Consider the following 11,411-nt stretch of genomic DNA (forward strand, 5'->3'; position numbering starts at 1 on the left):
TTGAACTTGCGCCGACGTGCATAATCATGCGTATGACGGTGAAGGTCGCGGTGGCCGGGGCGAGCGGGTACGCGGGCGGGGAACTCCTGCGCCTGCTGCTGGCGCACCCGGAAGCAGAAATCGGGGCGCTGACCGCTGCCAGCAGTGCGGGCACCCCGCTCGGGCAGCATCAGCCACACCTGGCCCCGCTGGCCGACCGGGTCCTCCGCGAGACCACGGCGGAGGCTCTCGCCGGGCATGACGTCGTGGTCCTCGCGTTGCCGCACGGTCATTCGGGAGCGGTCGCCGCGGAACTCGGGCCGGACGTGCTCGTCGTCGATCTCGGCGCGGATCACCGGCTGGCCGACCCTGCCGACTGGCAGCGCTGGTACAGCGGTGACCACGCGGGCACCTGGCCCTATGGGCTGCCGGAGTTGCCGGGGGCGCGCGAGAAGCTCGCCGGTGCCAAGCGGATCGCCGTGCCGGGCTGCTTCCCGACGGGTGGCTCGCTGGCGCTCGCGCCGGCGCTCGCCGCCGGGCTGGTGAAGCCCGAGGTGTCCGTCGTCTCGGTCACCGGCACCTCCGGCGCGGGCAAAAGCCTGAAGCCGCACCTGCTCGGTGCCGAGGTGATGGGGTCGGCGAGTGCCTACGGGGTGGGCGGCGTGCACCGGCACACGCCGGAGTTCGCGCAGAACCTGAGCGCGGTCGCGGGTGAACGGGTCACCGTGTCGTTCACACCCGTTCTCGCGCCGATGCCGCGGGGCATCCTGACCACGGCCAGTGCGCCGCTGGCATCCGAAGTGGACAGTGCCGCTGCCCGCGCGGTCTACGAGAAGGCCTATGCCGGTGAGCCGTTCGTACAGCTGCTGCCCGAAGGCGCGTGGCCGGCCACCGCGGCGACGCTGGGTTCGAACAACGTGCAGATCCAGGTGACCGTCGACGCCGACGCGGGCCGGCTGATCGTGGTGACCTCGATCGACAACCTGACCAAGGGGACCGCGGGCGGTGCGATCCAGTCCATGAACATCGCACTCGGCCTCCCCGAAACCACCGGACTTTCCACCGTAGGAGTGGCCCCGTGACCGTCACCGGACCGAAGGGATTCCGGGCCGCCGGTGTGGCGGCCGGGATCAAGGATTCCGGCGCCCTCGACCTCGCGCTGATCGTCAACGACGGCCCCGAGCAGGCGGCCGCGGGCGTGTTCACCCGCAACGTGATCAAGGCGGCGCCCGTGCTGTGGTCGCAGGAGGTGCTGCGGCACAGGCGGTTGCGTGCCGTCGTGCTCAACTCCGGCGGTGCGAACGCGGCCACCGGGCCCGGCGGCTTCCAGGACACGCACGCCACCGCCGAGAAGGTCGCGAAGGTGCTCGACACCGGCGCGATCGAGATCGCCGTGTGCTCGACCGGGCTGATCGGCGAGCGGCTGCCGATGCATGCCGTCCTGTCCGGAGTGGACACCGCGGCGGAGGCGCTCGCCGTCACGCCGGAGGCCGGGCTCGCGGCAGCCACCTCGATCATGACGACCGACACGAAACCCAAGCAGAGCTTCAAATCGCATATCGCCGGCTGGGGTATCGGCGGTATGGCGAAAGGGGCGGGCATGCTCGCGCCGAACCTCGCGACCATGCTGTCGGTCATCACCACCGACGCCGTGCTCGAACCGGACGCGCTCGACGCCGCCCTGCGCGCCGCCGCCCGGGTGACCTTCGACCGCCTCGACGTCGACGGGGGTACCTCGACCAACGACACGGTGCTCCTGCTCTCCTCGGGCGCCAGCGGCATCAGCCCCGGCCTCGACGATTTCACCGAGCTGCTCACCGCGGTCGCGCTCGATCTCGTCTACCAGCTGCGGGCCGATTCGGAGGGCGCGACCAAGGACGTCGACATCGTCGTCCACGGGGCGGCCAGCGAGCAGGACGCCATCAACGTGGGCCGGACCGTCGCCGAGGACAACCTGGTCAAGACCGCGCTGTTCGGCTCCGACCCGAACTGGGGCCGCATCGCCATGGCGCTCGGCCGCGCGCAGGCCGAGATCGACCCGGACACGCTGTCGATCACGATCAACGGCGTCACCCTGTTCGCGAACGGCACCACGGCGGCCGACCGCGCGCAGGCCGACCTGTCCGGCCGGGTCATCGAGATCGTGATCGACCTCGGCATCGGGGCCGGCACGGCGACGATCTACACCACCGACCTGTCCCACGGCTACGTCGAAGAGAACAGCGCGTACTCCTCATGACCCCTTCCGAGAACTCGCCGGCCCTCATCCCGGCCGACGAACGGCTCGCCACCGCGGCGGAGAAGGCGGGCGTGCTCATCGAGGCCCTGCCGTGGCTGCAGCGTTTCCACGGCGCCACCGTCGTGATCAAGTACGGCGGCAACGCCATGATCGACGACGAGCTCAAGCTTGCCTTCGCCCAGGACATGGTGTTCCTGCGGCTCGCCGGCCTGCATCCGGTCGTGGTGCACGGCGGCGGCCCGCAGATCACCACCATGCTCGAGCGATTGGGGCTCGTCGGTGAATTCGTCGGCGGCCTGCGGGTGACCACACCCGAGACGATGGACGTCGTGCGGATGGTGCTGGTCGGGCAGGTCAGCCGCGAGCTGGTCGGCCTGATCAACGCCCACGGCCCGTACGCGGTCGGCATCTCCGGCGAGGACGCGCAGTTGCTGATCGCCGAGCGCAAGCACGCGACGGTCAACGGTGAGGCGGTCGACGTAGGCCTGGTCGGCGAGGTCGCCTCGGTCAACCCGGACGCCGTGCTCGACATCGTCAACGCCGGGCGCATCCCGGTGGTCTCCACTGTGGCTCCGGACATCGACGGAGTCGTGCACAACGTGAACGCCGACACCGCCGCGGGCGCCCTCGCGGCCGCGCTCGGCGCGGAGAAGCTCGTCGTGCTGACCGACGTCGAAGGGCTGTACGCCAACTGGCCCGATCGCTCGTCGCTGGTCGATCGCATCCGCCTCGACCGGCTCGAGCAACTGCTGCCGACACTGGCCAGCGGCATGATCCCGAAGATGGAGGCCTGCACGAAAGCGGTGCGCGGCGGGGTCCGCGCCGCGCACGTCATCGACGGCCGCATCGCGCACTCCGTCCTGCTCGAAGTCTTCACCTCCCGCGGAATCGGCACCATGGTCCTTCCCGAACAGGAGACGGCATGAACCAGATAACGTCCAATATGGACGGCCAGGGGCACTGGCGGTCCGCGTTGATGGACAACTACGGCACCCCCCAGCTGACCCTGGTCCGCGGGCAGGGCGCGCGAGTCTGGGACGCCGACGGCCATGAGTATGTCGACCTGCTCGGCGGGATCGCGGTCAACGCGCTCGGGCACGCTCATCCCGAGATCGTCCGCGCGGTGACCGAACAGGTCAGCAAGCTCGGGCACACCTCGAACCTGTACGTGAACCCGGTCGCGGTCGAACTGGCCGAGGCGCTACTGGACGTCGCGGGTCTCACCGGCAGCGCGAAGGTCCTGTTCGTCAACTCCGGCGCGGAGGCCAACGAGGCGGCCATCAAGATCAGCCGGCTGACGGGCCGCACCAAGATCGTCGCGTGCGAAGGAGCCTTCCACGGCCGCACCATGGGCTCGCTCGCACTCACCGGGCAGCCGGGCAAACGCGAGCCGTTCGAACCGCTCATGCCTGGCGTCACGCACATCCCCTTCGGCGACGTCGACGCGTTGCGGACCGCGGTGGACGGTGAGACCGCGGCGGTGGTGCTCGAGCCGATCCTCGGTGAGGGCGGCGTGATCCCCGCGCCGAGCGGGTACCTGCAGGCCGCGCGCGAGATCACCAAGGACAACGGCGCGCTGCTGATCCTCGACGAGATCCAGACCGGTATCGCCCGCACCGGCACGTGGTTCGCCTTCCAGCAGGCGGGCATCGTCCCGGACGTGTTCACCCTGGCCAAGGGGCTCGGCGGCGGCCTGCCGCTGGGCGCGACGATCGCGGTCGGCGAGGCCGCGGAGCTGTTCAAACCCGGCCAGCACGGCACCACGTTCGGCGGCAACCCGGTGTGCTGCGCGGCCGGGCTGGCGGTGCTGCGGACCATCGAGCGCGACAACCTCAACGACCACGTTTCCGCACTGGGCAAGGACATCGCGGCCGGAGTCGAGGAGCTGAAACATCCGCTGGTCGGCGGCGTCCGCGGCGCGGGCCTGCTGATCGGCATCGGGTTGCGCGAGCCGGTGTCGCCGGCGGTCGCGAAGGCAGCGCAGGACGCCGGGTACCTGGTCAACCCCGTCGCCCCGGATACGATCCGCCTCGCCCCGCCGCTCATCCTCGGTGACGAGCAGGCCCAGGGCTTTCTCGCCGCGCTTCCCGCCGTGCTCGACACCGCCACCCCGAAGGACTGACATGCCCCGCCACTTCCTCCGCGACGACGACCTGAGTCCCGAAGAGCAGCTTGCCGTCCTCGACCTCGCGGACGAGCTGAAAAAGGACCCGCTCGGCAACCGGGCGCTGGCCGGCCCCAAGTCGGTCGCCGTGCTGTTCGAGAAGAACTCCACCCGCACCCGGCTGTCGTTCGAGGTCGGCATCGCCCAGCTGGGCGGCCACCCGATCATCGTCGACGGCCGCTCGATGCAGCTGGGCCGCGAAGAGACCATCGAGGACACCGCCAGGGTGCTGTCCCGCTATGTCGACGCGGTCGTCTGGCGGACCTTCGCCCAGCAGCGCATCAACGCGATGGCCTCGGCCGCGACGGTGCCCGTGGTCAACGCGCTCACCGACGAGTTCCACCCGTGCCAGGTGCTCGCGGACCTGCAGACCATCCGTGAGCGCAAGGGAAAGCTCGCCGGGCTCACCCTGACCTACCTCGGCGACGGCGCCAACAACATGGCGCATTCGCTGATGGTCGGGGGCACGACGGCCGGGCTGAACGTCCGCGTGGTCACGCCCGAGGGGTTCCAGCCCCAGCCCGACGTCGTGCTGGCGGCCAAGGAGCGCGCCGGGGAGACCGGCGGCAGCGCCACGGTCTTCACGGATCCGAAGGCCGCCGTCGAGGGCGCGGACGTGCTGGTCACCGACACCTGGACGTCCATGGGCCAGGAGAACGACGGCCTCGACCGCGTGACACCCTTCCGGACACTCCAGATCAACACCGAACTGCTCGCCCAGGCCGCACCGGACGCGATCGTCCTGCACTGCCTGCCGGCCCACCGCGGCTGGGAGATCACCGACGAGGTCATCGACGGTCCGGCGAGCGCGGTATGGGACGAGGCCGAAAACCGGCTGCACGCACAGAAAGCGTTGTTGGTGTGGTTACTGGAGGACTCATGAGCGAAAATCGGCGGAGCCTCGCTCATGAAGGCCGACCGGGCGCGGGTGTCCCGCAGGTTTCAGCGCGAACGTCCATCAGCCGGGCGGCCCGGCAGGCGAGGATCACCGAGCTGGTGTCCACGATGGCCATCCGCAGCCAGACGGAGCTGGCGAAGCTCCTGGCCGCCGAGGGCGTCGAGGTCACGCAGGCTACCTTGTCGCGAGACCTGGACGAGCTCGGCGCGGTGAAGCTGAGGGGCGCGGATTCCGGGGCGCCGGTCTACGTCATCCCGGAGGACGGCAGCCCGGTGCGCGGGGTGCAGGGCGGCACCTCCCGGCTGTCGCGCCTGCTCGCCGAGCTGATGGTCTCGGCGGACTGCTCGGGCAACCTCACGGTGCTGCGCACACCTCCCGGTGCCGCGCAGTTCCTCGCCAGCGCGATCGACAGGGCGGCGCTGGAAGAGGTCGTCGGCTCGATCGCGGGAGACGACACGGTAGCGGTGATAGCCAGGGAACCGCTGTCCGGACGGGACCTGGCCGACCGGTTCACCGCACTGGCGCAGCGGTCGTCTACTTTGGACCTGGATGGTAAGGAGAACGGGAATGACTGAGCGGGTAGTGCTCGCCTACTCGGGCGGGCTGGACACCTCGGTGGGCATCGGCTGGATCGCCGAGGAGACCGGGGCCGAAGTGATCGCCGTGGCCGTCGACCTCGGCCAGGGCGGCGAGGATTTGGAGACGATCCGGCAGCGCGCGCTCGACTGCGGCGCGGTCGAGGCCGTCGTCGCCGACGCGCGTGACGAGTTCGCCGAGGGCTACTGCCTGCCGGCCCTGCAGGCGAACTCGCTCTACATGGACCGGTACCCGCTGGTCTCCGCGCTGTCCCGCCCGGTCATCGTCAAGCACCTCGCCGAGGCCGCGAAGTACCACGGCGCCACCACCGTCGCGCACGGCTGCACCGGCAAGGGCAACGACCAGGTGCGCTTCGAGGTCGGCCTCGGCGCGCTGGTGCCGGACCTCAAGGTGATCGCCCCGGTCCGTGACTTCGCATGGACCCGCGAGAAGGCCATCGCCTACGCCGAGCAGCGGAACCTGCCGATCGACGTGACCAAGAAGTCCCCGTTCTCGATCGACCAGAACGTCTGGGGCCGCGCGGTGGAGACGGGCTTCCTCGAGGACCTGTGGAACGCGCCCACGAAGGACGTCTACTCCTACACCGAGGATCCGGCGCTGAACTTCGGTGCGCCCGACGAGCTCGTGCTGAGCTTCGAGAAGGGCGTTCCGGTCGCCATCGACGGCAAGCCGGTGACGATGCTGGAAGCGATCCAGGAGCTGAACAAGCGAGCGGGCGCGCACGGGATCGGCCGGCTGGACATGGTCGAGGACAGGCTGGTCGGCATCAAGAGCCGTGAGGTGTACGAGGCGCCGGGCGCCATCGCGCTGATCACCGCTCACCAGGAACTGGAGAACGTCACCGTCGAGCGTGAGCTGGCCCGCTTCAAGCGGCAGGTCGAGCAGCGCTGGGGCGAACTGGTCTACGACGGTCTGTGGTTCTCGCCGCTCAAGGACGCCCTCGACCAGTTCATCGCCAAGAGCCAGGAGCACGTGACCGGTGAGATCCGGCTGCGCCTGCACGGCGGTACCGCGGTGGTCACGGGCCGCCGCAGCGAGCAGTCGCTGTACGACTTCAACCTCGCGACCTACGACGAGGGCGACACGTTCGACCAGTCGCTGGCCAAGGGTTTCGTGCAGCTGTGGGGCCTGCCGAGCAAGATCGCCGCGAAGCGCGTACAGAAGAGCTGAGGTTCATGGCCGAGGTATCACTGTGGGGCGGCCGGTTCGCCAGCGGACCGGCCGAGGCGATGGCGAAGCTGTCCGCCTCGACCCATTTCGACTGGCGCCTGGCCCCGTACGACATCGCGGGTTCGAAGGCGCACGCCCGTGTGCTGCACAGGGCCGGCCTGCTCACCGACGAAGAGCGGGCGGGCATGCTCGCCGCGCTCGACCGGCTCGCGGCCGACGTCGAAAGCGGTGCCTTCACACCTACGATCGAGGACGAGGACGTGCACACGGCCCTCGAACGAGGGCTGCTGGAGCGGGCGGGCGGCGAGCTGGGCGGCAAGATCAGGGCGGGCCGCTCACGCAACGACCAGGTCGCGACGCTGTTCCGGATGTGGCTGCGGGACGCGGCCCGCCGGGTGGCCGCGGGCGCCCTCGACGTCGTGGATGCGCTGGTGTCGCAGGCGGAGCGGCATCCGGGCGCGATCCTGCCCGGGCGCACGCACCTGCAGCACGCCCAGCCCGTCCTGCTCGCGCACCATCTGCTGGCGCACGCGCACGCGCTGCTGCGGGACGTGAGCCGCCTGCGGGACTGGGACAACCGCACGGCGGAGTCGCCCTACGGCTCGGGTGCGCTGGCCGGCTCGTCGCTGGGCCTCGACCCGGAGGCGGTGGCGAAGGAGCTCGGGTTCGGCTCCAGTGTCGAGAACTCCATCGACGGCACCGCCTCCCGGGACTTCGCCGCGGAGTTCGCGTTCGCGCTCGCGATGCTCGGGGTGAACCTGTCGCGGATCGCCGAAGAGGTGATCATCTGGAACACGGCCGAGTTCGGCTACGTCACGCTCGACGACGCGTGGGCGACCGGCAGTTCGATCATGCCCCAGAAGAAGAACCCGGACGTGGCGGAGCTGACACGTGGCAAATCCGGCCGGCTGATCGGCAACCTGACCGGCCTGCTGGCGACCCTCAAGGGGATGCCGCTGGCCTACAACCGGGATCTCCAGGAGGACAAGGAGCCGGTTTTCGACTCGGTCGAGCAGCTGGAGCTGCTGTTCCCCGCGATCGCCGGGATGCTCGGCACCCTCACGTTCCACACCGAGCGTCTCGCCGAACTGGCCCCGGCCGGGTTCACCCTCGCCACCGACATCGCGGAATGGCTGGTGCGCCAAGGGGTTCCGTTCCGGGTCGCCCACGAAGCGGCGGGGGAGTGCGTCCGGGTGGCCGAGTCTCGCGGCGTGGGCCTGGCGGACCTGACCGACGAGGAGCTGGAAAAGATCCACCCGGCCTTGACTCCCCAGGTGCGCGAGGTCCTGACGGTCGAAGGCTCGGTCGCCTCGCGGGACGCCCGCGGCGGCACAGCCCCAGCGCGGGTCGCCGAACAGCTCGCCCGTCTGGAAGACCGGGTCGCCAGGTTCCGCGAGTGGATCGGCTGACGATCCGGCACGTCGGACCCGGCGGTCGGCAAGCTCAGGTACACAGGGAACTTGTGAGCATCGATCACCTCGTATACGCGACACCGGACCTCGAACGGACGGTGGCGGCCTTGCGCGCCCGGGGCCTCGCGCTGACGCCGGGCGGACCGCATGCCGGGCGCGGCACCAGGAACTTCCTGACAGGGCTTGGCGGCGCGACGTATCTCGAGGTGATCGGTCCCGACCCTGAGCAGCCGCAACCGGAGGAGCCGCGCCCGTTCGGCGTTGACGCGCTCACGGCACCGCGCTTGGTCGCCTGGGCGGCGCGCGTGCCGAGCCTGCCCGGGGCGCTCGAAGCAGCGGGCAGGGCGGGGTACGAGTTTTCCGGCCCGGTGCCGATGTCCCGCCGCCGCCCCGACGGCGTCATCCTCGACTGGGAGCTCGCCTTCCCGCCGGACGGCGACGGGCTGGTCCCGTTCCTCATCGACTGGCACGACTCGCCCCATCCGGCCGGGAGCCTGGACCACGGGGTGCGCCTGGAAGCGCTCCGTGCCGTCCATCCCGAGCCGGACGTGATCGCCGCGCACCTCACCGCACTGGGCCAGACGCTGGAAGTCAGCCGGGGCGAACAACCAGGGCTCGAAGCGGTCCTCGCCGGACACGTGGTGCTGCGGTGAGGCTGTTCAAGCGGGAGGAGCTCGCCGTCGATCCGCTCGACCTCGCGCGGACGCTGCTTGGCGCGGTGATCGAAACCACCGAACCGGAGGGCACGGTCGCGGCGCGGCTGGTCGAGGTGGAGGCGTACCGGGGTGAGGACGATCCGGCATCGCACTGCTACCGCGGGCGCACGCCGCGCAACGAAGTGATGTGGGGTCCGGCCGGGCACCTGTACGTCTATTTCGTCTACGGGATGCACTTCTGTGCGAACGTCGTCGGCCGCGAGGACGGCCAAGCAGGTGCGGTCCTGCTTCGCGCCGCCGAAGTCATCGACGGAACGGAACTGGCGCGTGCACGCCGGAAAGCGGCGCGCCGCGAAAACGAACTGGCACAAGGCCCCGCCCGCCTGACCTCCGCGCTCCGCATCGGGCCAGAGCACAACGGCGCGGACCTCGTCGATCCCGGTTCGCCCGTGCGGCTGTTCATGGGAGACGAGATCCGCGCGAAGGACATCCGCACCGGGCCGCGCGTCGGGGTGGCGGCGGCGAAGGACACGCCGTGGCGGTTCTGGATCGACTCGCCCGCGGTGTCGTCCTATCGGCCGGGCGGGCGGAGCCGACCCGGGAAATAGTCGGTTGACCAGGTACGGGAGTATCAACCCGTGAGCGAACACATTCTCGACGAACTGTCCTGGCGCGGGCTCATCGCGCAGTCCACCGACCTCGACGCGCTCCGGAAGGACCTGGACGCCGGCCCGCTCACGCTCTACGGCGGTTTCGATCCGACCGCGGACAGCCTGCACGCCGGGAACCTCGTGCTGCTGCTGACGCTTGCCAGGTTCCAGCGGGCCGGGCACCGGCCGGTCATGCTCGCCGGCGGCGCGACCGGCCAGATCGGCGACCCGCGTGACGTCGGGGAGCGGACGCTGGTGAGCCGCGAGGTCACCGAACAGCGGCTCGAGAAGATCAACGTGCAGCTGGCCAAGTTCGTCGACTTCGACGATTCGCCGACCGGCGCGATCCTGGAGAACAACCTCAACTGGTTCGACGAGGTCTCCGCGCTGGACTTCCTGCGCGACGTCGGCAAGCACTTCTCGATCAACGTGATGCTCGCACGGGAGACGGTGAAGCGGCGGCTCGCCGCGGACGGGATGTCCTACACCGAGTTCAGCTACCTGCTCCTGCAGTCCTACGACTACCTGCGGCTGCACCGGAAGTACGGCACGAAGCTGCAGGTCGGCGGCTCGGACCAGTGGGGCAACATCGTCGGCGGGGTCGACTACATCCGCAAGGTGGACGCCGCGACGGCGCACGCGCTCACCACCCCGCTGGTGACGGACTCGGAGGGCCGCAAGTTCGGCAAGTCGACCGGCGGCGGCAACCTCTGGCTGGACCCGGAGATGACGTCGCCGTACTCGTGGTTCCAGTACTTCGTCAACGTTTCCGACGATCTGGCGGTGCCGTACCTGAAGATGTTCACGTTCCTCTCGCGCGAGGAGATCGACGAGCTCGCACAGCTCACCGCGGACAAGCCGCACCTGCGTGCGGCGCAGCGGAAGCTTGCCGAGGAGCTGACCACGCTCGTGCACGGCGAAGACCAGACTCGGCAGGTGACGCTGGCGAGCCAGGCCCTGTTCGGCCGGGGTGAGCTGGGGGAACTCGGCGAGCCGACGCTCGAGGCCGTCATGGCCGAGGTCCCGACGGGCGAAGTCCGGTTGTCCGGCGAGCCCACGATCGTCGACCTCCTGCTCGCGCCCGGGCTCGTGGACAGCAAAGGCGCGGCACGCCGGGCGGTGAAGGAGGGCGGCGCGTACGTGAACAACGTGAAGATCGCGGACGAGGAATGGCGGCCGTCCGCGGCCGATGCGCTGCACGGGAAGTGGCTCGTGGTGCGCCGCGGCAAGCGAACCGCCGGTGGTGTCCGATTGGCGCCCTGACCAGGGGTTTCATCGTTGGGTGACCCCCCTGTTCGAGGGGGGTTCCGGCGGGTGTAATCTTTCCTTCGTCGCCAGGGAGACCGGGCGGCGGAGGGACCACGAACCAAGCTCCCGCCAAGTGTGGTAGAGTGGGTGGCCCTGGCCTGGACGAGAGTCAACCCCCGAGAGAATCTCCGGATTACCGGTGGAGTAACGCCCGCCCAGGACACAAACTAGAAAGCTTCAACTGCAGAGAAACAATTCTGCGTGTTGTTTGAGAACTCAACAGTGTGCTAGTGAACTAAGCCAGTAGAGCTTTGTTTTGTTTTTTTTGCCCTGTTTTGGGTTTCTTTGAGATTCGAGTCGATCGGATTTTCTTCGATGCATTGTTGGAGAGTTTGATC

The 11,411-nt window shown here is 69.5% G+C and carries 11 protein-coding genes; all 11 read left to right on the forward strand.

The genetic code is table 11. The features are described from left to right. Positions 1–32 precede the first annotated feature (32 nt). From argC to tyrS, 11 genes are read left to right on the forward strand one after another with little or no spacing between them, the layout of a single operon-like run. On the forward strand, positions 33–1,061 hold the full coding sequence (gene argC / locus FG385_RS31985; RefSeq protein ID WP_139100546.1) for an N-acetyl-gamma-glutamyl-phosphate reductase: 1,029 nt from the start codon (positions 33–35) through the stop codon (positions 1,059–1,061). Continuing rightward, positions 1,058–2,218, forward strand: coding sequence for a bifunctional glutamate N-acetyltransferase/amino-acid acetyltransferase ArgJ (gene argJ / locus FG385_RS31990; protein ID WP_139100547.1), 1,161 nt, complete (start codon positions 1,058–1,060; stop codon positions 2,216–2,218). Before argC ends, argJ begins: the two co-directional genes overlap by 4 nt. Next, positions 2,215–3,144 (forward strand): acetylglutamate kinase, encoded by a 930-nt coding sequence (gene argB / locus FG385_RS31995; RefSeq protein WP_139100548.1) that lies wholly within the window; start codon positions 2,215–2,217, stop codon positions 3,142–3,144. Before argJ ends, argB begins: the two co-directional genes overlap by 4 nt. Continuing rightward, the gene (locus FG385_RS32000; protein WP_139100549.1) at positions 3,141–4,340 is read left to right on the forward strand and encodes an acetylornithine transaminase; all 1,200 of its coding nucleotides are present in this window, start codon (positions 3,141–3,143) and stop codon (positions 4,338–4,340) included. The genes argB and FG385_RS32000 overlap by 4 nt, the downstream gene beginning before the upstream one ends. A 1-nt stretch (position 4,341) precedes the next feature. Further along, on the forward strand, positions 4,342–5,265 hold the full coding sequence (argF, locus tag FG385_RS32005) for an ornithine carbamoyltransferase (protein ID WP_139100550.1): 924 nt from the start codon (positions 4,342–4,344) through the stop codon (positions 5,263–5,265). After that, positions 5,262–5,855, forward strand: coding sequence for an arginine repressor (locus FG385_RS32010; protein ID WP_268815964.1), 594 nt, complete (start codon positions 5,262–5,264; stop codon positions 5,853–5,855). Before argF ends, FG385_RS32010 begins: the two co-directional genes overlap by 4 nt. Continuing rightward, the gene (locus tag FG385_RS32015) at positions 5,848–7,047 is read left to right on the forward strand and encodes an argininosuccinate synthase (protein WP_139100551.1); all 1,200 of its coding nucleotides are present in this window, start codon (positions 5,848–5,850) and stop codon (positions 7,045–7,047) included. Before FG385_RS32010 ends, FG385_RS32015 begins: the two co-directional genes overlap by 8 nt. 5 nt (positions 7,048–7,052) lie before the next feature. After that, positions 7,053–8,456, forward strand: coding sequence for an argininosuccinate lyase (gene argH / locus FG385_RS32020; protein WP_139100552.1), 1,404 nt, complete (start codon positions 7,053–7,055; stop codon positions 8,454–8,456). Between the two features lie 53 nt (positions 8,457–8,509). Further along, positions 8,510–9,112 carry a VOC family protein gene (locus tag FG385_RS32025; RefSeq protein WP_139100553.1) on the forward strand — a complete coding sequence of 201 codons (603 nt, stop codon included), beginning with the start codon at positions 8,510–8,512 and terminating at the stop codon, positions 9,110–9,112. Next, positions 9,109–9,723: a DNA-3-methyladenine glycosylase gene (locus FG385_RS32030; protein ID WP_139100554.1), complete on the forward strand. Its 615-nt coding sequence runs from the start codon at positions 9,109–9,111 to the stop codon at positions 9,721–9,723. Before FG385_RS32025 ends, FG385_RS32030 begins: the two co-directional genes overlap by 4 nt. A 30-nt stretch (positions 9,724–9,753) precedes the next feature. Then, entirely contained in the window at positions 9,754–11,028 is a 1,275-nt protein-coding gene (tyrS, locus tag FG385_RS32035) for a tyrosine--tRNA ligase (RefSeq protein ID WP_139100555.1), read from the forward strand. The last annotated feature ends 383 nt before the right edge of the window (positions 11,029–11,411 follow it).

It is taken from the genome of Amycolatopsis alkalitolerans (assembly GCF_006152065.1).
GTDB classification, from domain to species: Bacteria; Actinomycetota; Actinomycetes; order Mycobacteriales; family Pseudonocardiaceae; genus Amycolatopsis_E; species Amycolatopsis_E alkalitolerans.